The 24,812-nt window shown below is 67.4% G+C and carries 24 protein-coding genes and 5 pseudogenes; 12 read left to right on the top strand and 17 right to left on the bottom strand.

Annotation, left to right across the window (positions count from 1 at the left end; genetic code table 11):
- Positions 1-71 precede the first annotated feature (71 nt).
- Positions 72-209, bottom strand: a pseudogene (locus OG379_RS01390) (serine/threonine-protein phosphatase); the annotation flags it as partial.
- Positions 210-215: 6 nt separating this feature from the next.
- On the opposite strand from OG379_RS01390, the pseudogene OG379_RS01385 reads away from it, so the two are divergent.
- A pseudogene (locus tag OG379_RS01385) lies at positions 216-607 on the top strand (integrase core domain-containing protein); the annotation flags it as partial.
- A 56-nt stretch (positions 608-663) separates the two neighbouring features.
- Positions 664-954 (top strand): barstar family protein, encoded by a 291-nt coding sequence (locus tag OG379_RS01380; protein ID WP_405658381.1) that lies wholly within the window; start codon positions 664-666, stop codon positions 952-954.
- A gap of 27 nt (positions 955-981) precedes the next feature.
- Here the strand turns inward: OG379_RS01380 and OG379_RS01375 are convergent.
- A pseudogene (locus tag OG379_RS01375) lies at positions 982-1,840 on the bottom strand (IS5 family transposase).
- Between the two features lie 104 nt (positions 1,841-1,944).
- Positions 1,945-2,631, bottom strand: coding sequence for a maleylpyruvate isomerase N-terminal domain-containing protein (locus OG379_RS01370; protein ID WP_405658379.1), 687 nt, complete (start codon positions 2,629-2,631; stop codon positions 1,945-1,947).
- A gap of 242 nt (positions 2,632-2,873) precedes the next feature.
- On the opposite strand from OG379_RS01370, the gene OG379_RS01365 reads away from it, so the two are divergent.
- The gene (locus OG379_RS01365) at positions 2,874-3,083 is read left to right on the top strand and encodes a hypothetical protein (RefSeq protein WP_405658377.1); all 210 of its coding nucleotides are present in this window, start codon (positions 2,874-2,876) and stop codon (positions 3,081-3,083) included.
- Positions 3,084-3,135: 52 nt separating this feature from the next.
- On the opposite strand, the gene OG379_RS01360 is transcribed toward OG379_RS01365, so the two are convergent.
- Positions 3,136-4,392: an SLC13 family permease gene (locus OG379_RS01360; protein WP_405658374.1), complete on the bottom strand. Its 1,257-nt coding sequence runs from the start codon at positions 4,390-4,392 to the stop codon at positions 3,136-3,138.
- Positions 4,393-4,497: 105 nt separating this feature from the next.
- A complete protein-coding gene (locus OG379_RS01355) occupies positions 4,498-5,622 on the bottom strand; it encodes a PrpF domain-containing protein (protein ID WP_405658372.1) in 1,125 nt (374 codons plus the stop codon).
- 167 nt (positions 5,623-5,789) lie between these two features.
- Between OG379_RS01355 and OG379_RS01350 the strand changes: the two genes are divergently transcribed.
- A complete protein-coding gene (locus tag OG379_RS01350; protein ID WP_393766817.1) occupies positions 5,790-6,743 on the top strand; it encodes a LysR family transcriptional regulator in 954 nt (317 codons plus the stop codon).
- 25 nt (positions 6,744-6,768) lie between these two features.
- Here the strand turns inward: OG379_RS01350 and OG379_RS01345 are convergent.
- The 4 genes and pseudogenes from OG379_RS01345 to OG379_RS01330 form a co-directional block, all read right to left on the bottom strand.
- Positions 6,769-7,476, bottom strand: a pseudogene (locus tag OG379_RS01345) (transposase).
- 117 nt (positions 7,477-7,593) lie between these two features.
- Positions 7,594-7,956, bottom strand: a pseudogene (locus OG379_RS01340) (hypothetical protein); the annotation flags it as partial.
- A gap of 20 nt (positions 7,957-7,976) precedes the next feature.
- Positions 7,977-8,600, bottom strand: coding sequence for a hypothetical protein (locus OG379_RS01335; RefSeq protein ID WP_405668363.1), 624 nt, complete (start codon positions 8,598-8,600; stop codon positions 7,977-7,979).
- Between the two features lie 1,111 nt (positions 8,601-9,711).
- Complete coding sequence (locus tag OG379_RS01330; protein WP_405658370.1) at positions 9,712-11,166, bottom strand: amidase; 1,455 nt, start codon at positions 11,164-11,166, stop codon at positions 9,712-9,714.
- Between the two features lie 124 nt (positions 11,167-11,290).
- Here OG379_RS01330 and OG379_RS01325 point away from each other — a divergent pair, with 124 nt between their 5' ends.
- A complete protein-coding gene (locus OG379_RS01325; protein WP_405658368.1) occupies positions 11,291-11,914 on the top strand; it encodes a TetR/AcrR family transcriptional regulator in 624 nt (207 codons plus the stop codon).
- Between the two features lie 401 nt (positions 11,915-12,315).
- Here the strand turns inward: OG379_RS01325 and OG379_RS01320 are convergent, their stop codons facing one another.
- Positions 12,316-12,810 (bottom strand): TetR/AcrR family transcriptional regulator, encoded by a 495-nt coding sequence (locus tag OG379_RS01320; RefSeq protein WP_405668361.1) that lies wholly within the window; start codon positions 12,808-12,810, stop codon positions 12,316-12,318.
- A gap of 141 nt (positions 12,811-12,951) precedes the next feature.
- Here OG379_RS01320 and OG379_RS01315 point away from each other — a divergent pair, with 141 nt between their 5' ends.
- Complete coding sequence (locus OG379_RS01315) at positions 12,952-13,923, top strand: SDR family NAD(P)-dependent oxidoreductase (RefSeq protein WP_405658365.1); 972 nt, start codon at positions 12,952-12,954, stop codon at positions 13,921-13,923.
- 40 nt (positions 13,924-13,963) lie between these two features.
- Positions 13,964-14,203, top strand: a complete 240-nt coding sequence (locus OG379_RS01310) for a hypothetical protein (protein WP_405658363.1) — start codon at positions 13,964-13,966, stop codon at positions 14,201-14,203.
- 69 nt (positions 14,204-14,272) lie between these two features.
- On the opposite strand, the gene OG379_RS01305 is transcribed toward OG379_RS01310, so the two are convergent.
- Positions 14,273-14,881, bottom strand: coding sequence for a TetR family transcriptional regulator (locus OG379_RS01305; protein WP_405658361.1), 609 nt, complete (start codon positions 14,879-14,881; stop codon positions 14,273-14,275).
- 93 nt (positions 14,882-14,974) lie between these two features.
- Here OG379_RS01305 and OG379_RS01300 point away from each other — a divergent pair, with 93 nt between their 5' ends.
- The gene (locus OG379_RS01300; RefSeq protein ID WP_405658359.1) at positions 14,975-16,015 is read left to right on the top strand and encodes an NAD(P)-dependent alcohol dehydrogenase; all 1,041 of its coding nucleotides are present in this window, start codon (positions 14,975-14,977) and stop codon (positions 16,013-16,015) included.
- Between the two features lie 138 nt (positions 16,016-16,153).
- Positions 16,154-16,360: a methyltransferase domain-containing protein gene (locus tag OG379_RS01295; protein WP_405658357.1), complete on the top strand. Its 207-nt coding sequence runs from the start codon at positions 16,154-16,156 to the stop codon at positions 16,358-16,360.
- A gap of 185 nt (positions 16,361-16,545) precedes the next feature.
- Here the strand turns inward: OG379_RS01295 and OG379_RS01290 are convergent, their stop codons facing one another.
- From OG379_RS01290 to OG379_RS01265, 6 genes are all read right to left on the bottom strand, one after another.
- Complete coding sequence (locus tag OG379_RS01290; protein WP_405658354.1) at positions 16,546-17,874, bottom strand: MFS transporter; 1,329 nt, start codon at positions 17,872-17,874, stop codon at positions 16,546-16,548.
- An 84-nt stretch (positions 17,875-17,958) separates the two neighbouring features.
- A complete protein-coding gene (locus OG379_RS01285; RefSeq protein ID WP_405658352.1) occupies positions 17,959-18,960 on the bottom strand; it encodes a Gfo/Idh/MocA family protein in 1,002 nt (333 codons plus the stop codon).
- The gene (locus OG379_RS01280) at positions 18,957-19,862 is read right to left on the bottom strand and encodes a sugar phosphate isomerase/epimerase family protein (protein WP_405658350.1); all 906 of its coding nucleotides are present in this window, start codon (positions 19,860-19,862) and stop codon (positions 18,957-18,959) included. The genes OG379_RS01285 and OG379_RS01280 overlap by 4 nt, the downstream gene beginning before the upstream one ends.
- A gap of 5 nt (positions 19,863-19,867) precedes the next feature.
- Entirely contained in the window at positions 19,868-20,437 is a 570-nt protein-coding gene (locus OG379_RS01275) for a VOC family protein (protein ID WP_405658348.1), read from the bottom strand.
- Entirely contained in the window at positions 20,434-21,417 is a 984-nt protein-coding gene (locus tag OG379_RS01270; protein WP_405658346.1) for a LacI family DNA-binding transcriptional regulator, read from the bottom strand. Before OG379_RS01270 ends, OG379_RS01275 begins: the two co-directional genes overlap by 4 nt.
- On the bottom strand, positions 21,410-22,390 hold the full coding sequence (locus OG379_RS01265) for a Gfo/Idh/MocA family protein (RefSeq protein ID WP_405658344.1): 981 nt from the start codon (positions 22,388-22,390) through the stop codon (positions 21,410-21,412). Before OG379_RS01265 ends, OG379_RS01270 begins: the two co-directional genes overlap by 8 nt.
- A 242-nt stretch (positions 22,391-22,632) precedes the next feature.
- Between OG379_RS01265 and OG379_RS01260 the strand changes: the two genes are divergently transcribed.
- From OG379_RS01260 to OG379_RS01250, 3 genes are all read left to right on the top strand, one after another.
- Complete coding sequence (locus tag OG379_RS01260; protein ID WP_405658342.1) at positions 22,633-23,280, top strand: bifunctional 4-hydroxy-2-oxoglutarate aldolase/2-dehydro-3-deoxy-phosphogluconate aldolase; 648 nt, start codon at positions 22,633-22,635, stop codon at positions 23,278-23,280.
- Positions 23,277-23,834, top strand: a complete 558-nt coding sequence (locus OG379_RS01255) for an AAA family ATPase (protein ID WP_405658340.1) — start codon at positions 23,277-23,279, stop codon at positions 23,832-23,834. Before OG379_RS01260 ends, OG379_RS01255 begins: the two co-directional genes overlap by 4 nt.
- Before the next feature lie 112 nt (positions 23,835-23,946).
- Positions 23,947-24,780 (top strand): shikimate dehydrogenase family protein, encoded by an 834-nt coding sequence (locus OG379_RS01250; protein WP_405658338.1) that lies wholly within the window; start codon positions 23,947-23,949, stop codon positions 24,778-24,780.
- Positions 24,781-24,812: the final 32 nt, after the last annotated feature.

Raw genomic sequence — 24,812 nt, 5'->3', positions numbered from 1 at the left:
CAGCGCGGGAACTGTATCGAGATCAACCCCATGGACCAGTCCCGGGTAGAGGGCAAGCAAGGACCAGAGGGACCTGTCGGCCGACGACGGCGGTGCGGACGGGGGCCGTGCCAGTCGAGGCGCAGCACGGTGGCGTCGTCGGCCAGGTGGCCGGCGCCCGCGTCGGTGACCGCCGCTGCCTGGACGCGCACGACCTCGCGGGGATGTTCGTCTGTGGCATGGACTTCGACTACCTCCACTCCGCGGGCGACGACCACTCCCGACCTGCGCAGCCTTTCCTGACCCGTGCCGCCGCGATCTTCGCCGACCTGGGCATCACCCGGATCGAGCGCGTTCTGACGGACAATGCGTGGGCCTACCGCAAGGGGCTGGTCCGGAAGCACAAGCCCTGGTCTACATCGGCGCGACCGGCAAACTCAAAGTCGAACGCATCAACCGCACCTTCGCCGACGAATGGGCCTACCTCCAGCCCTACACCTCCAACGACGAGCGGACAGCAGCCCTGGCAGACTTCCTCTACACCTACAACCGCCACCGCTGCCACACCGCGCTCGGAGGCCAACCCCCGATCAGCCGCGTGAACAACGCTGCGGGTCGATACACCTAGAGCCTGTCTCTTTGACCGGTGAGTGCCTCGTAGGGCGGGCTGGTTAGTCTGCTGCGATGACGGATAGCGAGCTGGTCGTTGACCTGCGTGGTCGACTGATCGAGACACTCAACGACTTCTGGGACGCGGTGAGTGCGCCATGCAGGCTGCCAGAGTGGTTCGGCCGGAATCTGGACGCGTGGTCGGACACGATCGAGACCCGGGGCATCTCTGAGGTGATCGACAGCTACGACATTCTGATCGTGCATGTCGACCGGCGGGGTCTCTTCGGCGGGAACCTGCGGGAGGCCGAAGTTCTGGCCAGCATCTTTGACGGAGATCAGAACCGGCTCATCGTGCACGGGTAGGCCTGACGAATCCTTCGGGCGCCTTGCTCAGCGCCGGGTCCAGATGAGAATGGCAGCAAGGTGGAGTGCGGCCTGGTAGGCGATGGCGAGCTTGTCCGTCCGCATTGCGAGGCCGCGCCACTGCTTGAGTCGGGCGATGCATCGCTAGACGGTATTGCGCTCCTTGTATGCCTCGACGTTGAAGGCGGGGGACCGGCCTACAGCGCGGCCTCGCCGCAGGCGGTGGCCGACCTGGTCGGCGGGCTGCGGGATGACCGCACGGATGCCGCGTCGACGGAGGTGCCCATGGATCGCGCGGGAGGAGTAGGCGCGATCCGCAAGGACGCCCGCAGGGCGGGTTCTTGGTCTGCCGAGTTGCTTCGCGGGATTCGGATTCCCGCCATGACCGCCTCGAAGGCCGGCGCGTAGCCAGCCTGGCCTGCCGTGAGGTGAATGAACAGAGGCCGCGCCCGGCTGTCGCTGGCCAAGTGGACCTTCGTGCTCAAACCGCCACGAGAGCGTCCAAGCGCGTGGTCCTCGGGCTCGGGCTGGTCGGGAGCCCTTTTTTCCTGGCTCCGGCCGAACGCTGGTGGGCGCGGCAGATGGTGGAGTCCACCGAGACCGTCCAGCCCACGTCGCCATCGGCATCCGCCACAGCGAGGATCGCCGCGAGGACTCGTTCCCATGTGCCGTCCACGGCCCACCTGATCAGGCATTTGTGCGCGGTCTGAAAGGACCCGAGTTCCTCCGGAAGGTCACGCCACGGCGAGCAGGTGCGGTACTTCCACGCGATGGCTTCCAGGGCTCGGCGGTGGTCGGCCCACCTTCGTCCACGGACCGGATCGGCCGGCATCAGCGGCTCGATCCGGTCCCACATCGCATCGGTGATCGCTAACCGGACAGGCATATCCGATCAACCGATCAACCCACCAAGGAGACACGCTCTAGGCAATCCAGCTGTCACAGACTGCGAACTCGCGATCTTGTTGTCACCCTCCTGTGCCACAGCGATCACCCAAATAGCGGGAACCGATCAGCGTCGGTGCCAAGTCGGTGTTTCTCAGCCGCGGTCAGCGGCAGCCGCCCGGTCGCAGCCAGCGCGTAGTGCTCATCGCTCCAGTGCACGGGCACCGGGCGACCAAGCAGGCCGTCTAGAGTGACCCGCACGCACCCCAGCCCGACGGCTTCCGGGCGCGATACAACTGCCGGAAGATGAGCAACAAGGTCAAGATGATGAATCGTGGCCTCCACGGCGAGGGTCTTCATCAGGTCGCCGACGGTGAGTACATGCCCCTGCGTACTGACGAACTGCTGGGAATCGCTGCGCTCAGCCGCGGTGACGGCCGCTGCCGCAGTTGCCAGATACAGCTCTCGCAACTGCTCAAAGTCCAGGAACATGCTGGCGCCCACCCGGATGTACCGCCGCTCGTTCGCGGCATCTGCTGCGCCCGGCCGCCAGTCCGCCCAGTAGGTGACCCCATCTCTGTCCGCAGGCCCGTCAGCAGGCGTGTGCAGAGCCACCAACCCCCTTTGCGCGTCGGCCACGCAGTGGAAGACAAGATCTCTCACGGCCCACCCCGCGCATCCACTTGGCAGCCAGGACTCCTCCTCACTGAGTGAGGTCACCACACCCGCAAAGGCCCTGTAGGCGCCCTTCAGAGCGCTGAGCGCCCCATGCCCCGTCTCGCCTGTGAACATGTCTCTCCCCGTACATGGCCGAACCTCGAGACGGTCCGACGTTCCCGCAGTAGCTCACCACTGATCGTAGGCAGCTCTGTTTTGCCCGATCCTCGTTCGGCGGATCTGGTCGCTACAAGCCTCGACGCGAGCAGTCTGCTGCAGGTCGCGCTGCGACAGCAGCTCGTTCACGCCGCCCACAAAAACGAGCGCCAAGAGTAGACGCCGCTCGGCCAAGCTCTCGAAACCATGCAGCCGCCCCGATGTCGACGACGACCTCGTACGAGCCCAGCAGGAATGGCACGACACCTACCGTGCCCTCGGCCTCCCCGCGCCGTGCTACCGAGCTGCGCCGCCGCCTGCTCGCCCTGTCCGTCCGGATCCACTGGCACCCCTTCTGGTCCACCTCGCCCGGTCGCACGCCTGCGGCCTGGGTGGAGCTGCGGCAGCGGATGCACAGCATGACGTCCTGAGTGCGCCGAACGCGGACCGCGTTCGGCGCACTCAGGACGTCATGCCCGGTGGTCACGACCAGGGGAGCACGAGGGTTCCCCAGGCGACGAGGGGGCCGACCGCGACGATACCGCCGGTGTAGCTGATGACCTGGCGGTAGAAGCGTCGGGTGTCCACTCCTCGGGCGTTGCCGAGTACGAGCGCGCCGTTGGTGGAGAACGGAGAGGTGTCGACGATCGTGGTGGACACCGCCAGGGCCGCGATCAGACCGGCGGCGTTGAGGTGGCTGGAGAGCAGCAGCGGCACTGCGAGGGGGATGATCGCAGTGAGGATCGCCGTTGAGGAGGCGAACGCCGAGGTGATGGCTACGGTGAAACAGAGCACCAGGGCGACGCCCAGCGGGGAGCCGAGGTCTGCGGCGTGTTCGGAGATGTCCTTGATGATGCCGGCCTTTTCCAGCATGGCGATGTAGGTCATCATGCCCGCCACCAGCAGCAGGGTGGACCAGCTGATGCCGTCCACGGCCTTCTCCTGCCGCTTCATGTCCAGCAGCGCCAGCAGTGCCCCGGCAAGCAGTGCCAGGAAGCCGATCTCCAGATGGAAACCGAGCGCGCCGATGACCAGCGCGAGCAGACAGGCGAGCGTGAGCCATTGGCGCCAGTCGAGCCTTCCGGCCTCGGCGTGCTCCTCGTCGTTGGCCTCCTCGTGCGCATTCTCCGCGAGTGGCGCGGGACGCTTGGCGAGGAGTACGTACGTGATGACCGACAGCAGCAGGTTGATCGCGAAGCTGGCGCTGAACAGGGCCACGGGTGAGACGTGCAGCTCGGTGTCGTCGACCAGGCCCAGTACGAGTGCGCCGGACACCGCGAGGGGGGAGAACGCGCCCGCGTGCCCCCCGCTGATCACCATCATGCCGGCCACAAGCGGGTTGATCTTGTACCGGTAGGCGAAGTTCATCGCGATCGGCACGAGGAGCGCTACGGCGGCAGGGGTGAAGGTGCCGAAGGCCGTGAGCGTCGCGGCGACCAGGAACAGCACCCAGGGGATGAGCGCCACCTTGCCGCGTACCAGCCGCACCCCGGCCCCGACGAGCCAGTCGATGGTGCCGTTGCGGCGCGCGACGGAGAACAGATAGGTGACACCGACGATCGTCACGAAGAGTTCGACCGGAAAGCCCTCGAAGATCTCGTCCTCGGTGAGGCCCAGTGAGGCGGTGCCGACGGCAAAGGTGGCGACGAAGGCGAGGATGCCGAGGTTGATCGGCAAGATGGTGCCGACCACGAACATCACCAGCAGCGCGCCTATGGAGATCAATTCAGCAGACATCATTGTCCTTGGTGCGGTGGGGGCAGGGCAGCGCGCGCCCCGAGGCGCGCGAGACTAACCCGGGGGACACGGGCGCGTACAGGGCCCTATGGGGTGACGGACATCCGGTCAGGCGGCCTGTGGCCAGCCTGCTTCGGGCACGTAGATTCGGGCGTCCGCGAGCAGTCGCGCCGCCCGCTGTACGGTGACCCGGCCTGGCAGACCGTCCTGTATGTGCGAGCAACGGACCGCTATCACTCCGGCGGGAGTGCCCAGACGCAACCACTCGCCAGTGGGGCCGCCGGTGGCCTGATGCACTACTGAGTCCTTCAGCAGGCCCGCGGCCGCGACGGCTACGGCGGAGGTCAAACCGATCGCGGGGTGGGGGGAGTTCATGCTGAGCATGCGCACCGAAACGTCGTAGTCCTCGGCCGCCACGGACTCTCCGAGCGTCGTGGTGTAGGGGGCCGCACGGCCGACCAGACCGACCTTGGGGACAGCGTCGCCGGGTTCCTGGCCGGGCTCGAGCAGGCCCATCAGTGGTGCGGCGGCATGACGGACGGTGCGTAGCCAGGGCGCGTCCGTACGCATCTGCTGCAGCGTCTCGGAACCGGTGCGGTCAGCACTTATGGCGTCAACGAGAATGACCGGGGCGCCGGCGTCCACCATGCTCACCAGGAGCGGATCCGCGGAACCGACGACCCTCATCTCCTGCACGGCCTCGCCGGTGGGCAGGAGGGAGCCGGTGGTGCTGCCGGCCGGCTCGCGGAAGGTGAGGCCGACCGCGACACCGCCCGCCAGGGTGCCCGGCACCGTCTGCGTGCCGAAGTCGTGCACCACGCCGCCGGCGGTGTCCACGAGCCCTTCGAGTACGGCGCCGGTGTTGGTGTTGCGCATCACCACACGGGTCTGATCACCGGTGATCGGTACCAGGCCCTTTGCGACCGCGTACAGAGCGACGCCTGTCGCGCAGTTGCCGCAGTTGCTCGTCCACTCCACCGAGCCGGTGCCGATGCCGACCTGGGCGAAGAGGTAGTCGATGTCGGTGCCGGGTTCGGGCGAGGCACTCACCACGGCAGCCTTGGATGTGGTGGGGGTGGCCCCGCCGACCCCGTCGAGTTCCACCGGGTCGGCGGAACCGTAGGCCGCGACCAGCAGTTTCTCCAGGGCAGCGCGTTCGGCGGGAACATGGACCTGGTGGAACAGCCAGCACTTGCTGGTGCCGCCGCGGACCAGGGTCGCGGGTGTGTGCACGTCTGAGGCTCTTTCTCGATCAACGCCGGTGAAGGACGCGGAGGACGGTTCCGGGTGCGTTGCCAATGGGTGAACCGCTCCGGCGAATGCGACGACCTTTGCAGAGGCGTGACTTGGGCACAATGGCAGTCTGCTTCACCTGGGTTTAGCTGAGCTAAACTCTCACCATGCTGAACGTGCGCCGTCTCCTGCTGCTCGCCGAGTCCGCCGAACGCGGCTCACTCACCGCCGCCGCAGAGGCGATGGGAATGACCACCTCCGCGGCCTCCCAGCAGATGTCCTTGCTGGAGCGCGAGGCCGGCCAGCCGCTCGTCGAGCGGCTTCCGCGTGGAATCCGCCCCACCCCAGCAGGCGCCGCCCTGGCCGAACGAGGCCAAGCGATCCGCCGAGAGCTGCGCGCCGCTCAGGCCGACCTGGGGTCCTTCGCCGACCTCGATCAGGGCACGCTGCGGCTCGGTTCCTTCCCGACGGCGAGCGCTTCGCTGCTCCCGCTCGCCCTGACCCGTTTCCGCCGCCGCCACTCCGGAATTCGCATCGAAGTGCGCGCAGGGGTCCTGGCGGAGTTGGGGGAGATGCTGCACACCGGCGAGGTGGAGCAGGCATTGCTGTGGGACTACGGCTGGAACCGGATCGACGATCCCGCGCTCGCACTCACCCATCTGCTCGACGACCCGACGGTGCTCGTGGTCCCCGCGGACTCACCGCTGCGCTCGCACCCCTCCGTACGCCTCGGGGACCTCGCCGATCAGGAATGGATCATCCGCGCCGACAACCACCCTGTCGCCGACGTGCTGCGCCGCAGCTGCCGTCAGGCCGGGTTCGAGCCGCGCATCGCCTATGCCTCACACGACTATCAGGAGGCGCAGGCCATGGTGGCCGCAGGGCTCGGCATCGCCCTGGCGCCCCGGCTGGCGCTCACCAGCCGCCGCAGCGATGTCCGGCTGCTCCCCTTCGCCTCTGACGTGCCCGCCCCTACTCGTCGCGTCCTTCTGGCTCGAGCCCGGGCCCGAGCCGCCACTCCGCCCGCCCTGGCGATGGCCCGAGTCCTGCGCGCGGTGGCACAGCGGTTCGAGGCCCCTGGTCTGAACCGGGCCCAGCTCGGAGCGGTCCGACGGGGCTGAAGGGCCAGCGTGGTTAGACCGTGTCCTATGTGGTGAGTCGGCGGAGTCGTTTGTAGCAGCAGATGGCGGCTGCGAGGCCGAGGAGGCGAGGTAGTTGCGGGGGTGGCGTTCATAGCGGTGGTTGAGCCTGCGGTAGCCGGTCGGCCAGGACATGGTCCGCTCGATGACCCATCTGCGGCGGCCTAACCGTTCGCTGGACTCGACTCCCTTGCGGGCGATGCGCACGCCGATGTGCTTGCCTCATAGCCATTTTGTGCAGGTGAGGGATGTCGTATGCCTTGTCCGCGTGGAGGCGCTGGGGCTTGAAGTAGCGTCCGCGGTGGGGGTCGTGTCTCGTTTGGTGACCCGTGATCATGGGTTTCAGTGCGAGGCTGTCGTGGGTGTTCGCCGCGGAGAGGCCGACGAGTAGGGGCAGTCCGTTCGCGTCCGACAGGACGTGCGTCTTGGAACCCGGCTTGCCACGGTCCACGGGGCTCGGACCTGTGATTTCGCCCCTTTTTTTAGCCATCCCGAAGGGCGGCGGCAGTGCCCGCCAGGCGCATCCGCTGACCAGGACGTAGATGATCGCGGCGAACAACGTCTCATCAGGCGTGTCCTGCGGTCCGCCGCCCCGCGGCCGCACCTTCGACGGCGGGATCAGCGGCTCCGCGATCTCCCACAGCCCGTCCGGAACAATCCAACTCCACGTACCCCGCCCCGTGACGAGTCCAACGTATGGAAGTTGACGGCCCACCGCAGGTTCCTGATCTGGTCAAGAACCGGCGTGTGGGGCCGGCTCCACGAGGAGATCCTGCACCGCCTGAACGACGCAGGCCTGCTCGACCTGTCCCGGGCCGTGCTCGACTCCGCCCACGTGAGGGTCCCCGCCCCCGCGTTCCGCCATCGCGTCCGGCCGGTAGACCCACACCGTCCGGCCGTCCAGGGACAGCGCACAGCCAGGCCGGTGGCCATGGCGTACGTCAGAGTGCGGCTCGAAGTCGGAGGCCCACATGAGGTCGCCGGCACGCGTGAGGCAGACGACTCTGTTCAGCGTCGTGTACACGACCCGCTCCAGATCCTGCCGGACCCCCGACGCTACGACTTCGTCGCCATCCCGCGGCTGGAACACCGCTGCGGGCTCCAGCGTCCCGTAGACGCCGGCGCCCACGACGTAGGCGTGGACCCGCCCGTCGCGGTGACGCGTGATGACCTTCGGTAGCGGCTCAGGAATCATCCGCTGAGGCTAGGCCCAGGTCAGGGCGCGGGTGCGTTGACCGGGATGGCGTTTTTGAAGTCGGTGAACGTGATCGTCGCTGCGATGTCGGGGTCGGACGCGAAGTGGATTTTCTGGCGTACGCGCACGACTCGGCCCTCGTTGTCGATCCAGGCATCTGCGTCGATTGTGGTGGCGGGTCGCAGGTTGCGCCCGACGGTCCTGTCCACCGATTCGATGTCCTTCGGGGTGAGGCGGGCCGATACGCGTACAGGTTCGCTGTTCTGGTGCACGGAGGCGCTGTGATCGAGCATGAGCCGCACGTACTGCGGGAGCCGGTCCGTGGGTATACCCCCCTTTGCCGCCGACGCGGGGAACTCCTGCCATGGCCCGTGGGTTCCGGTGGCGCGCCGGTATACCTTCTGACGGGTGATCACGACGTCTTCGGTGTACTGCTCGGTCGAGTCTGTCGTGCGTCCTGTGAATGGTGCGTTGAGGTTGACCCGCCCTTCCATGAGCTGGAGTTGTTTGTGCCCTGACTGCGTGATGGCTTTGAGCGCGGCCGAGTACGGGGCGTCGCCGGCTACGGCCAGCCGATCGCGGACTACCTGCGGGTCGCCCTTCGGTGGTGCGGGCTGGCTCGAGGAGCACGCGGAGAGCATCATCCCCAAGAGCACTAGAGTCAGGGGCGCTGTCCGGCGGTGAGACACAGGTAGATCCTCTGAGTGTCGAGCCCGAGCAGGAACACCCCGGGCCGCAGGTGGATGGTGGACTCATCCTGTCCGGCCTCGGAGATCAGGCAGTGCTCAGGGGGAGGTGGTGTGATCAAGAGTGCGTCAGACAGTTACGGAATTGCCTTGTCGGCCCGCACAACCTTCTGGCCGGCATCCGCCGCCGTCGGAGTGCTTGTCCAGCGGTTGACCTGCCCAGTCGGGCGGGCCGAGCAGCTAGCACGCCGGGTACCGCTGGGCTCGAATGGCGCTGGACGCCTCCCCGCCCTTCGACCGCTCCGGGGGTCAGGTCGGGCTGGTGGGACAGGGTGAGGACGCACACCTGCCGGTCCTGGTGGGACAGGTGAACGTGATGCGGGTCCCGGGGTCGTTGGTCGCCGTGTCGACGAGGAGCGTGACCACGGTGTCGACAGCCCCGGCCGCGCCCAGGGCGCCGGTACGCCACTTGTCGAGCTTCCCCGTCTCCGCAGACCGGGCCGGCTCACCTCCGGTCGCGTGGAGAGGATTGCACAGGGCGGGGCAGCTACTTTCGGACCTTGAGGGGCTCTCATCCGCTGATGCTGACGACGCCGTCAGGCGCACGCGGATACTGAGGTCCGGGTTGGCGCTGACGGCGACGCCGCAGAAGGTGCAGTTTTAAGGGGCAGCCGCGGCTTCCGGCGATGTTGGCCTCCCTGTGGCCGGTGCGGGCGGCTGTCTTCAGCAGGCCCGTGCCACGGCTGAGGGCCAGGCGCCGGTCGGATTTCTCACGGCCTGCCCGCCTGCGTTCGCGACCTCGCCGGCATGGACGTCATGTTCTTTCCCGGGCTGTGCGTAGCGGGCGGATCGATCGCGATCGCATGCGCAAGAGGATCGTCCCAGGCTGGGGCACCACCATGAAGGGGGCAGTCACGAGGGCCGCCCCAAATCGTCGAGGTCGGCATACCCGCGGCTTCGCCTCGGCATTGAGGGTATTCGTCCCGTTCGCCGCGAGAGTTTTCGGTCCTGAGACCGACAACCGACAAGAATCCTTCGATGTCTCTCTGTAGCGTGCCAGGAGCGTTCTTCAGCGGCCTGGGTGGTTCCCAGCCCATACCGTGGGGGTTCGGCCTGACCACGGACTTGCCTGTTCGAGTTGGCCGGCGAGGCGGAAGAGCCGGCTTTCAAGGCCGTATCCGGCGGCGAACTGCATACCTACCGGAAGCCCCGTCCCGGCGTCGGCCGCCACGGGTACGGACATGGCGGGCGTGCCGGCCACGTTGAACGGCATGGTGAACGGCGACAGGTCATTGATGCGCTCGATCCAGCCGAGGCCGTCCAGTGTCTCCGCACCCTCGGTATGAGTGCCCAGAGGCAAGGGGGGCTCCGGCAGGGTCGGCGTGAGGAGGATGTCGTACGCGTCGAAGTACCGCGCCAGGCTTCGGGCCACCCGGTTCCGCATCGCGAGAGCGGTGAGGAATTGCGCGCCGTCGACCCGCTGCCCGTAGCGGTAGCCGGCGAGGGTCGCCGGCTCGAGGGTCGAGGAGTCGATGGGACGGCCGAAGGCGGCGGCCAGCCCGTCGACCAGGGTGGTCAGGTTCACCGTCATGAGCTGGGCGTTGGCCAGGACGAATTCCTCCCAGTCGGCGCCGAGGTCGACCTCGGCCGCCTCCACCTGGTGACCGAGGGATTCAAGCAACCGCACGGTGCGGGAGAGGGCGTCGGTCACCGGGGCGGTAGTGTGGCGTCCGCCCCACGCTTGGGCGAGGACACCGATTCGCAACGAGCCCGGATGACGGGTGACTTCTTCCGCGTACGGCCGTGACGGCTGCTGGGCAAAGTAGGGGTCGCCCGACTCCGGGCCGCATATCTGGTCGAGCAGCACCGCACTGTCGCGTACGGTGCGGCTGACGCTGCCGTGCACGGCCAGGCCGTTGAAGACCTCGTCGACGTCGGGCCCCATGGACACCCTGCCACGGGTGGGTTTGATCCCGAAGAGGCCGTTGTAGGCGGCGGGGATACGGAGCGATCCGGCGGCGTCGGTGCCATGGGCGACCGGGACCACCCCGGCGGCGACAGCGGCGGCCGCGCCTCCACTGGATCCGCCCGCGCTGCGCTCCAGGTCCCACGGGTTGCGGGTCGCGCCGTACAACGCTGATTCCGTGGAGATGCCATAGGCCATCTCCGGTGTCGCGGTGCGTCCGAACGTCACGAGGCCGGCGCGACGGAAGCGCTGCATCAGCGAGGAGTCGGCGCCGGCGACGTTACCGGCCGCCAGGCGGCTTCCCAGCTCCATCCGCCTCCCGGCCATGGCCACTGCGATGTCTTTGATCAGAAAAGGGACGCCGGCCAGGGGTGCGGCGCTGCGGGGGACAGGTTCGTCGTCGGTCTGCCAGGTCTCCACGACGGCGTTGATCCGCGGATCGACTGCCTGCACGGCCTCGCGCGCGGCTGCCTCCAACTCGGCGGGGAGTACCTCGCCCTTGGCTACCAGCTCCGCCAGCCCGACTGCGTCGAAGCTCACGTACTCAGAAACCTTCACTGCCACTCCCTGACAAGAAAGATACCGTTGAGTCCCGAACGATACCCTACGGTATCGAAGGGGTCTGACTGGTACCGTGAGTGAGGTTGTGAACCGCACGATCGACCGGAGTGACGGAGTAGTCATGGCATCGACCCTCAGCAGGCCGGGCAGAGTGGCGAAGCTGCCGCCTCGTGAGCGCATTCTCGACGCGGCCGAAGAGCTCTTCCAGAGGGAAGGGATCCGGCAGGTGGGGGTCCAGACGATCGCCGACAAGGCCGAGACCACCAAAATGGCGATCTACCGGCACTTCGAGACCAAGGACGCGCTGGTCGCGGAGTGGCTGCGGATCGTCGCCGCCGATTACCAGGCGGCCTTCGACCGCGTGGAAACCGAATACCCCGACCAACCCGAGGAGCAGATTCTGGGCCTGGCCCGCTTCATCGCCGAGGGGCTGCCGGCGATCTCATACAGGGGCTGCCCGTTCATCAACTCCCTCGCCGAGCTGCCCGACCGCCTTCATCCGGCACGGCAGGTGATCGAGGACCACAAGGCCCACCAGACCCGCAGGCTGATCGGCATGTGCACCAAGGCCCAGATGCCCGACCCTGAACAGGCCGCAGCCGAGATCACCTTCGTACTCGAAGGGGCGCAGGTCAGCACACAGAACGGAAGCATCGATCAGACGGGAGACCGCCTGATGAAGATCGTCGAGGGAATCGTGGACCGGCACCGCTCCTACCTCGGCGCACACAGGGCGGCTGACTGACCGCCCCCGCCGCATGGACTCCTCCCCCTGGACGCCGTCGACTACGGGCCCGAGGCGGTGAGGGAGCCAGGGGAAGACCGGCCGCCTGCCCTCAGCGCTGCGACCGCGGACACCGGGTCGTCCGCGTAGAAGCGGAAGGTGCGGGCCTCCGCATGCGTGCCAAGGACGCGTACGGTTCTGGACCTCGACGGCGACCGGCGTCGCGGACTGGTCCGTCTCGTCGTCTTCTCTGTTGGGTCGACGTGTTGAAGCGGATAGAACAGGGTTGGAAGCGTGCCGGTTTGGCGTAATTTCCGGCTGCCGGAAGATCGTCGGGTGGCGGGCGATCGGTGCCAGCTCTGGCTGGGCGGGCGGACCTGGCTGTTCGGCCGGGCTCTCTCCCGCAACTTCGGTAAGCGTCTTCAGCGCACCAGGAGGTCGATGGCGACCGCCAGTCGTTCGAGGTAGAAGTCCCGTGATGCGGCCTGGTGCTTGAGGCCGGTCGATGCGCTGATCATCGTCTGGGCGACTTGGCGGGCCGCTGCTTGTCCTGTCTCGACGGCGATCGCGTCTGTGATCAGTTGCTCGAAACGTTGCGGCGTGGTCTCGACGATCTCCCCCAGGAGTCCAGGGTTGTCCTCGATGACCACCGCCACATCGCGTGTCAATGGGCCGATGTAGCGGCCTGCCCACTGGTCGAACGCATCGAGGAGGCGCTCTGCAAGGGGTCGGCCGGTGTCGGCCAGGACGTGTTCGACCGCTGTGATGTCGCGCTCCAACGCCTGGGTGACGGCAGCGCGGAACAGGCTCTCCTTCGAGGAGAAGAGGAAGTAGAGCCCGGGCCGGGAGATGTCTGCCGCCCGCGCCACCTCCTCCATCGAGGTCTTCCGGTAACCGAATCGCGCGAACGTGACCATGGCGGAGTCCAGAACCATGGTCCGACGGTCGGTGTCGGCGACTGCCGACGGTGGGTGGCTGGCAGCGGGACAGTTCATGGACCGAGCATACGAGCGAGTTTCTTACTATACAAATCAAGACTAGTAAGTACAGTCAGCGCCATGACTACTCGCGAACCCATCTCCCTGCCCTTCACCGCCTCCAGCACCGCGGACGAGGTACTGCGGGGCGCCGACCTCACCGGCGTCCGCGCGATCGTGACGGGAGCTTCCTCCGGAATCGGGATCGAGACGGCTCGCGCGTTGACCGCTGCCGGGGCGGAGGTGACGCTCGCCGTCCGGAACACGACAGCGGGGGACGCCGTCGCTGAGACGATCGAGAAGTCGACCAGAGGTATACGGCCCCGAGCCGTCCGGCTCGACCTTGCCGACAGGAGCACCGTCACGCGATTCGTTGACGCGTGGGACGGCCCTCTGCACCTGCTGATCAACAATGCGGGCGTGGTCACTGGTGGCCTCGAACGCACACGTGAGGGCTGGGAGCTGCAATTCGCGACGAACCATCTTGGCCACTTCGCCCTCGCCGCCGGCCTTCATCACGCCCTGGCCCTGGGAGCGGCCGACCGCGACGGGGCACGGATCGTCTCGGTCAGTTCGACGGCGCACATGCGTGCCGGCATCGACTTCGACGACCTCCACTTCGAGCGTCGCAGCTACGATCCGCAGATTGCCTACGCCCAGTCGAAGACGGCGAACTCTCTATTCGCCGTCGAGGCAAGTCGCCTCTGGGCGTCCGACGGCATCATTGCCAATGCGGTGAACCCCGGCGGTGTCGCGACGGGACTGCAGCGGAACTTCACAACGCAACAGAAGGAGTCGCTCGATGCGGCCGAAGCCGCTGGAGTCTTCACGTACAAAACGGTCGAGGAGGGGGCTGCCACCAGCATCGTTGCGGCCGTCGCCCCGGAGTTCGCGCACTCCGGAGGTCACTACCTCGACGATTCACAGGAGGCCTACACAGTGACGAACGACGCCGACCTCGCGCAGCACCCGCACGGTGTCAAGGAGTGGGCGCTCGATCCCGCCACCGCCAAGCGCCTCTGGACGGTCTCGACCGGCCTGCTCCGCGTCTGACCTCTCGACGCCACAGCAAGCGGTGTCGCCGCCTTCTTGGTTGGTCACCGCATTGACCCATAAGGCCCTTGTCCAGCAGGTTCTGGCCGACCCGAAGTGGGCAGACACGCTCACCGAGGTGGACCGGCGGGGGCTGTCGCCGCTGTTCTGGACCCATGTGAATCCGTACGGCCGGTTCGAGCTGGACATGAACAGCCGCCTCGACCTGGACCTGTCCATCCGGGCGACGGTGCCCGGCCCGCGCACCCCGCAGGGGGAAGCAGTCGAAGTTCCGGCGTGAGGCCTGGGCTCCGGTCCTGGCCGGAGCCCAGGCATCGTGCGTGAGTGCCATCAGGGGTGTTGGTGGCAGTCATGAGGGGGATGCGTCGCCTCTGCTGGCCGCGGTGGCGCTTTGGACGCAGTCGCGGAGCAGGGCGCGGCGCTGGTCATGTACGTCAACGGGTTCTTGGCTGCTGGCCGCATAAACGTTGCTGACCGGTGACCAGGCCATGGACATGGAGATGACCATGGCCATGATGTCGAACGGGTCACCTGCGCGGACCCGCCCGGCGGCCTGGGCCTGGGCGATGGCCGTGAGCTTGCGGTCGTCGTAGTGCTGGTGGGTCTCGACGAGGTGCCCGGCAGGCCGGCGCTCCAGTCGTGTCCAGGTCGCCAGCCGGATGAGGTCGGGGCGGCGCAGGTATTCGTCGTAGAGACGAACGGCCCACTCCGCGAGATCGTCGGCGTCGATGGGCACGACGTTGGTGATGCGCTCCAGCGAGCTGAGGAAGATCGCGTCGAAGAGTCGTTCCTTGTCGCCGAAGTAGGCGTAGAGCTGTGCCTTGTTGGTGCGCGCTGCCGTCACGATGCGTTCGATGCGCGCCCCGGCGATGCCGTGCTGGGCAAACTCTTCGGTGGCGGCGTCCAGGATGCGCTGGTAGGTCGCGGCGCCTCGCGAGGTCTGGGGCTGTTCCGGCATGCCCGCAGCCTACCAAACAGAACAGTAGGTTTGCCTTGGGGTGCGGTCGCACTTAAGCTTCGACAGACCGAACAGTCTGTTTAAGGGGTAGGCATGCGAACGACCATCGGATGGCGGGCGGCCGGCCCGACGGCGCTGCGGCGCACGTCACTGGAGCGCCGTGACCTGCGCCCGGATGACATCGCGGTGCAGGTCGACTACTGCGGCGTGTGCCACACCGACCTGCACGCCCTGTACGCCTACGACCAGCAGACGAAAGCGCCCCTGGTGCCCGGTCACGAATTCACCGGCGTGGTGGCCGGGACCGGAGGGGAGGTAACCACCTTCTCGGTCGGCGACCGCGTCGCGGTGGGCAACATCGTCGACTCCTGCGGCGTGTGCGCCATGTGCGAAGCCGGACAGGAGAATTTCTGCCACTCCTTCCCGACTCTGACCTACGGCGGCACCGACCGGCAGGACGGATCGACCACCCTGGGCGGCTACTCACGCGAGTACGTCGTGCGCGACACCTTCGCCTACCCGCTCCCCTCCGGCCTCGCCCCGGCCGCAGCGGCCCCGCTGATGTGCGCCGGCGTCACCGTCTGGGAGCCCCTGCGCTCCCTCGGCGTGCGCCCCGGCAGTCGCGTCGCCGTGGCCGGGCTCGGCGGCCTGGGCCACCTCGCGGTCAAGATGGCCGTGGCACTCGGCGCCACCACGACCGTCATCAGCCGCACCCAGGACAAGCGCGACGACGCCCGCAAGCTCGGCGCTCACGACCTCATCGCCTCCACCGACAACCAGCAGATGGCCACGGCACGCGACAGCTTCGACGTCGTCATCGACACCATCTCCGCCCCTCACGACCTCGCCCCGTATCTGAAGCTGGTGGCGATGGACGGCACCCTCAGCCTCCTCGGGTACCTGGGACCCGTCACCGTCGAGGCCATGGACCTGCTCATCGGCCGCAAGAAGCTCAGTTCCGCGGGCAGCGGAGGCCGCCTGGCAACAGCCGAGATGCTCCAATTCTGCGCCGACAACCGCATCGCCGCCGACATCGAAGTACTCCCATCGTCACAGGTGGACACGGCACTCGACCGCCTCCGGCGAAACGACGTCCGCTACCGCTTCGTGCTCGACATGTCCGACCTGGACTGAAGAGACGGTGGGCCGGGCCATGGCGTGCGGGCTGGACAACGGTGCGCGCATGGCCCGGCCCACCGACCTCTCACAAACGACCTTTCCCGGAGGTGGAGTGCGGCGTACGCCTGTGGGGCACCGTGCTCGCGCAGTGCGGTGACCGCGGCGGACAGCCGCCGACCCCACTTCCTCGGCAGCGACACCACCCGAGCCACGTTCCACGTCGCCGACCTGCAGAACACCGCCCTGCCCACCTCTGCCGCCCACGGCATCGTCTGCATCGACGCTTTCGGCCGCGCGAGGGACCGGGACCAGGCGGTAGCCGAGCTCGGCCGGGTCCTGGCCCCAGGCGGCCGCTCGTGATGACCCGGTCCCTGCGCCGAGGCGCCACCCCCACGTGGGTGGAGCAGGCCGAAGCAGCCGGTCTCATCGTGGAGCACGTGGACGAAACGCCTTGGCGAGCCCGCCAACCCTGAACCGGTAACCGAGCGGAGCGTTCTCCAGTCGCATCCCTCATCCGGGGCCAACCTGAGAATGCTCATTCAGGGCTACGGTGCGAGCCGCCTCTTACGACCGGTCTCCGGGAGCGTGAAGTAGACGATCAGACAGAGGGCGACAATGGTGACCATGTAGATCGCGACGAACATAGGATGTCCGGCGCCGATGAATGCGGCGGCGATCAGTGGGGCGGTGCCACCGAAAACGGCGGTCACGATCTGATGCGCGAAACCAATGCCGGATACCCGTACGGAGGCCGGGAAGAGTTCGGCCTGAATCGTCGGGTAGACGGCTTGCCAGACGCCGAGGACCACCCACCCGGAGCTCGAGACCAGAACGTAGACCCAGAATCCGGGCCGGTTCAGCAGCAGAAGCAAGGGGTAGAAAAGCACGATCATGCCGATGGCTGCAACGATCGGGAAGATCTTCCGTCGGCCGAGTCGATCCGAGAGCGCGCCGCAAATGGGCACGATGATGACCATCAGGGCGAGTCCGATGACGCTGCCGGCCAGAGTGGAGGCCGTGTTCCGGCCCGTGGTCAGGTTCGCGTAGGTGGGGAGGAACGTGGCCCAGGTGTAATAGGCCACGGCCGGGGCGGACAGTGCCGCCGTCTGCAGCAGAGCCATCGGGTGTTCGCGGAGCAGAGCCTTCAGACGCCCGGGCGCGGACTTCTCGACGGCGGAACTGGCCTCGAATTCGGGGGATTCGTCGGCGCGGGCCCGCAGAAGGAGGCCGACCAAGCCGATGATGCCGCCCACAAGGAAGGGGATGCGCCAGCCCCATGCGGCGAGCGTGTCCGGATCGAACGCGGCTGTGACGATGGCGGCGGAGCCGGTCGCCGCGAGGGTCGCGAGACCGCTTGCCATGTTGGAGAAGGAACCGAACAGGCCCTTCTTGTCCGGTGGGGCGTGCTCGACCATGAACGCGATGGCACTTTGCATTTCGCTGCCAGCCGAAATGCCTTGCAGAACGCGGGCGAACAGGAAGAGAACGGGCGCCGCGTAGCTGATCATTGCGAATGGCGGGGTGAGGGCGATGATCAGGGAGCCGAGCGCCATCCCCGAGATGGACAGGGTCAGAACGACCTGTCGGCCGTAGCGGTCGGCCAACGGGGAAATGATGATCCCGCTGATCGGGCGTACTACGAACCCGATCGCGTAGGTGAGCAGCGCTGCGACAAGAGACGCGAAGGACGAGTGACTTGGGAATATCTGTCCCGAAAAAACCGCTGCCAGTAGTCCGTAGATGTACCAGTCGAACCATTCCACGAAGTGGCCGATCGTGCCTGCCGCCATATTGGCAGGGCGACGGGAGGGCTGGACTGCTTCAGGAAGCTCGGAAGGGCTCGACGTATTGAGCACATCATTCGAGTTCGTCATTGAACTCCCCTTACAGAGTCAGGTGTTGCTCGGAGAGATGTGGGAACGTCTCAGGAATCCGAAAAGATGTGAGGACCTTCAGGCTCAGCGCTGAGCCGCGTTCGTGGCGTGGCTTGCCCACTGGCGGCCTTCTTGCTCGCTGGTCGGCAGCCCCGCGGATGCGAGGATGCGATCGAGCAGCCTCTGCGTGGCGACGGCGTCGCGCCCGGTGGTCAGGGGCGGCCGGCGATCCGCCAGGCGGTCGAGGAAATGGTGGACCGCTTCGGCGAAGCCGAGGGTCTCGGTGGCGGTGGCCCAGCCGAATGCCTCCGAACTGAGACTCCGGGTCGTGGTCACGCCGTCGACGGTGATCGAGACGGACTCCGGTGCCCGCACCTCGGCGGAACGCCCCGCGCCGTACGCATCGAGCTTCTCGTTCCAGGCCCCGGCCGTGCGTGCCGCCATCAGCACGCCCGTGTTACCGGTGTCGAAGCGGATGATCGCCGCGGCCCCGTCCTCTTCCCACGGGTTGTCGCCTGTGGCGTGCGCGGTCACCTCGACGGCTTCGCCGCCGCAGTACCAACGCAGGAGGTCGACCATGTGGATGGCGTTCTCGAACGTCGCGCGGTACTCCGAGCCCGGCCGGTTCTTCTGGGCGACGCAGAAAGTGGCCCCGGACGACCCGAAGGCCTCGCGCCCGGCCACGTACACAGGGGCGTAGCGACGGTTGAAGTCGACCATCAGGATGCGGCCGCGCTCGTCGGCGAGGTCGGCCATGCGCTCGGCCTCATCGGCGGACGGCACGAGCGGCTTCTCGCAGAACACGTCGACGTCGCTTCGCAGGCACGCTTCCACTGCGGGGGCATGCTCCGAACGCGGCGTCAGCACAAAGACCGCGTCCAGGGCCTCGGCCTTGAGCATGTCCTCGACCGTCCCGTAGGCCGCGCTGAAGCCCCAGCGCCGCACCAGCGGTCCGGGATCCGGGCGGCGCGACACCAGCGCCGCGAGCTCCACGTCCTCGCGTTTGACCAGTGTGGGCAGTTGCGCGATGGAGGCGATGTTTCCCGCGCCGACGACACCGACGCGGGTCTTGGCCTGTGTGCTCATCGTGCGCTCCCCACTGCCACGGCCGCTTGGTCGACGCAGGCGCGCAGGGCCGCCGCGGACCGCTTGAAGCCCACCATCGGCTCGGGCAAGTCCTGAGGGTGCCATCGATACTCGTACTCAAGGGAGAGGACGTCGTCGTAGCCGAGTGTGAAAAGGGACGAGATGATGTCGCTCCAGGGCACGATGCCGTCGCCGACGACGCGCGAGCGTACCGCGCGCTCGGACGCCGCGACGCGGGCGGTCTCCGACGCCTGGAACGGCGCGTCGGGGTCGGAGAACACGAGGTCCTTCACGTGCACGTGGCCGATCAAGTCGCCCTGTACGTGCAGCGCTTTCTCGTACGGCTCGTCGTGGGTAAACGTCAGATTGGCCTGGTCGTAGAGGACCCGTACAGCATCGCTGTCCACCTCGCGCACCAGCCGTGCCGTGTCGGCAGCCGACTGCGTCATGGTTCCGAAGTGGTTCTCGACGCAGAGGCACACTCCGGCGTCCGAGGCTTCCGGGCCCAGTGTGCGCAGGGCCGCGACGAGGCGGTCCCAGCGGGCTGCGTGGTCCTGGTCGCCCGGATGCCACGATCCCGCGTACACCCGGAGCCGATCGGCGCCGACGAGCTGGGCAATCTCGATTGCGCCGCGGAATTCGTCGATGGCCGTCCGCCACTGGCTCTCGTCGAGAGCGTTGATCCCTGTCGTGTACGGCGTGAGCCCGATGATCGGGACTCCAAGGTCCGAGGAGGCCCGGCGGGCCTCCTCGGCCGAGCGACGATCGCCTAGCGGCAGCCCGGATCGGTAGTCGTCCTGGTAGATGACCTCGGCGGCGTCGAGACCGGCCGCCGCGAACAGTGCGAGGGCTTCCAGGACGGTCTGCTGCGGAGTTCCAAGGGTGTGGCCTGCAAGCCGCATGATCACTAATCCTTTCCGGTGTTGTCGTCTGCTGCCGTGCGCCAGTCGGCGGGGCCGACGAAGGGCGGCGGGTCGGCCACCCTCGAACGGTCGACGATCTCCACGAGCAGTCCCCACGGCGTGAGGAAGTAGGTCCATCGATTGCCCGCGACGCGAGGGCTGTCGCCGGCGACCTCCTTGCGCTCGCCGAGCACGCGCACACCCGGGATGCCGCGGAGCATCGAGACCGCCTCGTCGACGTCGTCCACCGTGAAGCACAGGTGGTGCCCACCGGCGTCGCTGTGCCGCGGGTGCTCGGTGCGGCGGTCGGAGGTGTTCCACTCGAACAGCTCTACGTTGAGGTTGGGAGGCATGCGCAGCATCGCCAGAGTGAGGCTCGCGTCCTGCGGTACGGCGAAGTTCTCGGGCATGAACTCCGCATCCGGACCTCGGGTGGAGCGGTAGAGCTCCTCCGCTCCCAGTACCTGGACGAAGAACGCGACGGCTTCCTCCAGGTCGGGGACGGTGAGCCCGATGTGGTCGGCGTAGCGGATGCCGGGGACGCGGGGCAGTTCGCCTGCGCTGCGCGCGCTCATGAGCGCGGCCTGGCGGTCGAGGCGCGCACCAGCAGCTCCGGCTCCAGGACGACGTGTCCAGCGGATCCGTCCGCCGCCTTCTTCTCGGCGAGGTCGATCGCGATGCTGCCCATGTCGGTGATGGGCTGGCTGATGGTGGTCAGGGCCGGGTTGGAGCGTGCTCCCAGGCTGAGCCCGTCGAAACCGATGATCGAGACGTCGCCCGGGATGCTGATGCCCTGGGCGGCGAGTGCGGAGATCACCCCGAACGCGACCATGTCGTTCGCCGCGATGATCGCCGTGGGCCGGTCGTCCATGGCGACGAACTGTGCGGCCGCACGCTCGCCCGCCTCTGTGTCGGCACCGCTGTCCAGAACGATCGGGTCATCGGCCAGGTCGCGGTAGGCGTCCATGCGGTCCTGTGCCGTGTGCGTGCCCGCGATGCCGGAGACGTAGCCGATCCGGTGGTGGCCGAGCGAGCGCAGATGCTCGAAGGCGAGCTCGATGCCCCGGCGGTTGTCGACGGTGACGGTCGGCACGGTCGGGTGCTCGTCCACGCGGTCGATGACGACCATGCGCTGTCCGAAGTCGATCTTTGTCAGCGTGTCGATGTCCACCTGCGTCGAGGGCGCGATGATGCCGAACGGCGCGTACAGCGACTGCATGGCGGTCAGGTAGCCGGCGGTCTGGACGGTGTCGCCGTTGGTGACGCAGAGCATCAGCTGATAGCCGCGCTGCCCCGCGGCCTCGGTCATCGTCTTGGCGAGCTCGGCGAAGAACGGATTGGTGATGTCCGGCACGATCAGCGGGACGAAGGTGCTCGACTTCCGCCGTAGCGCCTGGGCGAGCGGGCTCATGGTGTACCCGAGTTGCTCCGCGACGCGCAGGATGTGCTGCCGTGTTTCCGTCCTGACCGCCTCTGGGCGGGAGAAGGCGCGGGAGACCGTGGAGCGGTGCACGCCCGCCGCCTCCGCGACGGCATCGATGCTGGGATCAGCCATGGAGTCCTCCTTGTGAGCCGGTGCCGTAGGCGTGCCAGATGATCCGCATGGTGTCCTCCAGCTCGCCGAGCGTTGGCAGGCCGCGGAAGCCGTCGCCGAGTGTGCGCGCGACCTGCCGTACGAATGGTTCGTAGAGAGGGTCACTGTCGACGTCGATGACGGCCCTTTCAGTGCTGCCCTCGAGCGTGGTGAACGTGGCCTCTCCGTCCGAGGTGATGGAGGCGAAACCGGCCTCGCCCGCGGATGAGTAGCTGCAGTAACGCTTCAGCCCGGAGTCCGGGAACGCGTACCCCACCTCGATGATCGCCTCGCGCCCGTCGGGGGCGGTGAGGAGGAGGGTCGCATGATCCTCGACGGTTCCGGCGTGCAGGGCGGACGACAGTCTTGCGTCGACCTCGGCGGTCGTGTTGCCGCTGCGCTGCAAGAAAAGGTCGGCGAAGTGCGGACCCAGGTTGGCGAGGCAGCCGCCGCCGGCCCGCTCGGGGTCGAGCATCCACGGGTTGCCGTTGCGCTCGTAGCGCTCCGGCGGACCCGCGATGAACGACAGCCGCTGGTACACGGGGCGCCCGGCCTTGGCGAGCCAGCGGTCTGCGGGGCCGCCGCGCTGAATCAGCGGGACGGCGGCCGGGACGCGTGCCTCTTCGGCGGCGCGTCGCACCTCCCGCAGCTGTTCGATCGAGGTGCCGAGCGGCTTCTCGACGACGAACGGGATGCCCCGCTCGATCAGCGCCCGGCACACCTCGGTCATGCGGTCGTGCGGGCCGAACACGTACGCGAGCTCGATGTCCCGCAGCTCAAGCAGCCGACGCCAGTCGGCCTCCACCGGGCAGTCCCACAGCTTGGCAAGGTCACCCACGCTCCCGGGGCCCTCATCCGAAAGCCCGACGACGTCGTGAACCTCGGCGATCGCCTCCGCATAGAGAGGTACGTGCCAGTGTGACGCGCCGACAACGATGGTGCGCGCGCCGCTCATGACCCCGCCGGACGGAGCTCGTGTGGGGCGCTGAAGCCCTCGCCGAAGTTTTCGCTGAAGCTGGCATCCGGAACGGCTGTGCGGGCGAAGCGGGTGCCGGCCTGAGCCTGTGGCTCGAGAAAATCCATCTGCGGATCCCCAATGAGATCGATTGCTGAGATCGGTTGCTGAGATCGATTGCATTCAACGTAGGGACGGTGAGATGGTCCTGTCAATGGATCTCTTCCGCTGAAAGGACACCGATGTTCACCAAGCTGCGGACGCTCCGGACGATCGACGAGTCCGGTGCCGTCCTCATCGTTCGCCTGCCGGATCCGGACACCGCGGAGCGCGTCGCACACGCCGCGATCGAAGGCGGGTTCCGGGCGCTCGAGATCACGCTGTCCATACCGGGGGCGGTGGATCTCGTCCGCAGACTGGCCGGGCAGTACGCGTCGGAGGGCATCGCGGTGGGGGCCGGGACCGTGCTCGACGGCCACGCCGCGTTCGAGTGCATCCGCGCCGGTGCGGCGTTCCTGGTCAGCCCGCAGCTCAACCCCGAGATGATCCGCGTCGCGAACCGCTACCAGGTACCCACGGTCAGTGGTGCGTTCACGCCGACCGAGCTTCTCGAGTCGGCCGAGGCGGGAGCGGACATCCTCAAACTGTTCCCGACGGAAAACGCCGGCATCCCGTACGCCAAGGCCGTGCTCGCGCCGCTTGCGCATCTGCCGATCATGCCCGCGGGCGGCGTGACGACGGAGAACGTCGCGGAGTGGTTCGCGGCGGGCGTCACCAGCGTCGGCGTGGGCAGCGCCGTCACCAAGGCGTGGCAACCTGACGGCGACTTCACCCGAGTGACTGCCGCAGCCCGCGATTTCCTGGCAGCGGTGCAGGACGCACGCCGATGACCGGCACTGCCCTCCGCATCGTCATCGGCACGGCCGGCTCCGGGAAGTCCACGGTCGCCCGTCGTCTCGCACGCGAGTACGCCGCCGCCTACCTCGACAAGGACGCGATGAGCGCCCGCTTTGTCGAGGCGGCCCTGCAAGCGGCCGGCTACGACCCGGGCGACCGCGAGTCGAACGCGTTCTACTTGGAACGCATTCTGCCCCTCGAGTACGACTCGCTCCTCGACATGGCCGGGGCCAACCTGCGCATCGACCGGCCCGTGGTCGTCGACGCGCCGTTCAGCCCGTACCTCTCCGATCCCGACTTCATCACGAAGGCCGCGGAGCGCTTCGACTGGCCGCCTGCTGACATCGAGGTGATCCGCGTCCGTGTTTCTCCCGAGACACTTCAACAACGCCTACGGGAGCGCGGCCTCGAGCGCGATAGCTGGAAGCTTGCCCACTGGGAGGAGTACTGGGCCCAGCACGGGGGACAGCCGTGCGCCTGGGCAGGGGTTCGTCTGCGGGAGCTCTCCAACGACGCGGATGAGGCTGAATTGTCTTTGCGGGCGTAGTGCGGATGGCTGGTGGCAGGTCGGGAGAGGTGGCTGCGGCCGTGGACGATGCCGCCGCCGGTGCGCCGGAAGACTCCAGGACGGGAATCGAATCACCGAAGAAGGAGAAACGATGATCAGCGGAACGACGTCGCTCATCGCACACATGGGGTACCCCACCTACACGTTCAAGTCGCCGCTGATCTACAACCCTTGGTTCGAGAAGAACGGTGTCGATGCGGTCGTCGTCCCGATGGGGGTCAAGGACACGGACTATCCGGACTTCTTCCGGTCGGTCTTCAGGCTCACGAACATCCGTGGTGCGCTTGTCACCATGCCGCACAAGGTGACCACCCTGGACTTGGTTGACGAGATCAGTCCGACCGCCAAGATCGCCGGCGCGGCCAATGCGGTCTTGCTGCGGGAGGACGGGCGGCTTCTTGCCGATCAGTTCGACGGCGCCGGGTTCATCCGCGGTGTGCTGGGCAAGGGGTTCGACCCGTTGGGGAAACGCGCGCTCGTTGTAGGCAATGGCGGCGTCGGTTCAGCGATCGCGGCCTCGCTGGCCGGCGTCGGGCTGGCCGGGATCGGCCTGTTCGATCCGGATACGGCCGCGTCCGAGTCGCTCGCCCAACGCATCGGCGAGTGGCACCCCGAAGTGAAGGTCGCTTTGGGATCGATGGATCCCGAGGGCTATGACCTGGTCGTCAATGCCACCCCGATCGGGATGAGGGATGGCGACCCACTGCCGGTCGACGTTGCTCGGATCGCGCCCGATTCGTTCGTCGTGGACGTAGTGCACAAGACCGAGGTCACTCCCTTCCTGCGGGCGGCGCAGGGGAGGGGCTGCACAATTCAGGGTGGTACTGACATGCTGTTCGAGATGATTCCGCCGCTTCTGAAGTTCTTCGGCTTCGGTAGTGCCACGGCCGATGAGTTGCGTGCCACTGCACAGCTGCCGTCGTGAGCAGGCGATAGTTACGAGCCACTCACTTGGCA

It is taken from the genome of Streptomyces sp. NBC_01166, from assembly GCF_045039765.1.
Classification (GTDB): domain Bacteria; phylum Actinomycetota; class Actinomycetes; order Streptomycetales; family Streptomycetaceae; genus Streptomyces.
This window is presented reverse-complemented; position numbering and strand designations above follow the sequence as displayed.

Coding starts and splice junctions, on each gene's coding strand:
- OG379_RS01380 (WP_405658381.1), top strand. CDS start 664: ATGACGGATAGCGAGCTGGTCGTTGACCTGCGTGGTCGACTGATCGAG.
- OG379_RS01370 (WP_405658379.1), bottom strand. CDS start 2,631: ATGTTCACAGGCGAGACGGGGCATGGGGCGCTCAGCGCTCTGAAGGGC.
- OG379_RS01365 (WP_405658377.1), top strand. CDS start 2,874: ATGTCGACGACGACCTCGTACGAGCCCAGCAGGAATGGCACGACACCT.
- OG379_RS01360 (WP_405658374.1), bottom strand. CDS start 4,392: ATGATGTCTGCTGAATTGATCTCCATAGGCGCGCTGCTGGTGATGTTC.
- OG379_RS01350 (WP_393766817.1), top strand. CDS start 5,790: ATGCTGAACGTGCGCCGTCTCCTGCTGCTCGCCGAGTCCGCCGAACGC.
- OG379_RS01335 (WP_405668363.1), bottom strand. CDS start 8,600: ATGATGCTCTCCGCGTGCTCCTCGAGCCAGCCCGCACCACCGAAGGGC.
- OG379_RS01325 (WP_405658368.1), top strand. CDS start 11,291: ATGGCATCGACCCTCAGCAGGCCGGGCAGAGTGGCGAAGCTGCCGCCT.
- OG379_RS01320 (WP_405668361.1), bottom strand. CDS start 12,810: ATGGTCACGTTCGCGCGATTCGGTTACCGGAAGACCTCGATGGAGGAG.
- OG379_RS01315 (WP_405658365.1), top strand. CDS start 12,952: ATGACTACTCGCGAACCCATCTCCCTGCCCTTCACCGCCTCCAGCACC.
- OG379_RS01305 (WP_405658361.1), bottom strand. CDS start 14,881: ATGCCGGAACAGCCCCAGACCTCGCGAGGCGCCGCGACCTACCAGCGC.
- OG379_RS01300 (WP_405658359.1), top strand. CDS start 14,975: ATGCGAACGACCATCGGATGGCGGGCGGCCGGCCCGACGGCGCTGCGG.
- OG379_RS01290 (WP_405658354.1), bottom strand. CDS start 17,874: ATGACGAACTCGAATGATGTGCTCAATACGTCGAGCCCTTCCGAGCTT.
- OG379_RS01285 (WP_405658352.1), bottom strand. CDS start 18,960: ATGAGCACACAGGCCAAGACCCGCGTCGGTGTCGTCGGCGCGGGAAAC.
- OG379_RS01280 (WP_405658350.1), bottom strand. CDS start 19,862: ATGCGGCTTGCAGGCCACACCCTTGGAACTCCGCAGCAGACCGTCCTG.
- OG379_RS01275 (WP_405658348.1), bottom strand. CDS start 20,437: ATGAGCGCGCGCAGCGCAGGCGAACTGCCCCGCGTCCCCGGCATCCGC.
- OG379_RS01270 (WP_405658346.1), bottom strand. CDS start 21,417: ATGGCTGATCCCAGCATCGATGCCGTCGCGGAGGCGGCGGGCGTGCAC.
- OG379_RS01265 (WP_405658344.1), bottom strand. CDS start 22,390: ATGAGCGGCGCGCGCACCATCGTTGTCGGCGCGTCACACTGGCACGTA.
- OG379_RS01260 (WP_405658342.1), top strand. CDS start 22,633: ATGTTCACCAAGCTGCGGACGCTCCGGACGATCGACGAGTCCGGTGCC.
- OG379_RS01255 (WP_405658340.1), top strand. CDS start 23,277: ATGACCGGCACTGCCCTCCGCATCGTCATCGGCACGGCCGGCTCCGGG.
- OG379_RS01250 (WP_405658338.1), top strand. CDS start 23,947: ATGATCAGCGGAACGACGTCGCTCATCGCACACATGGGGTACCCCACC.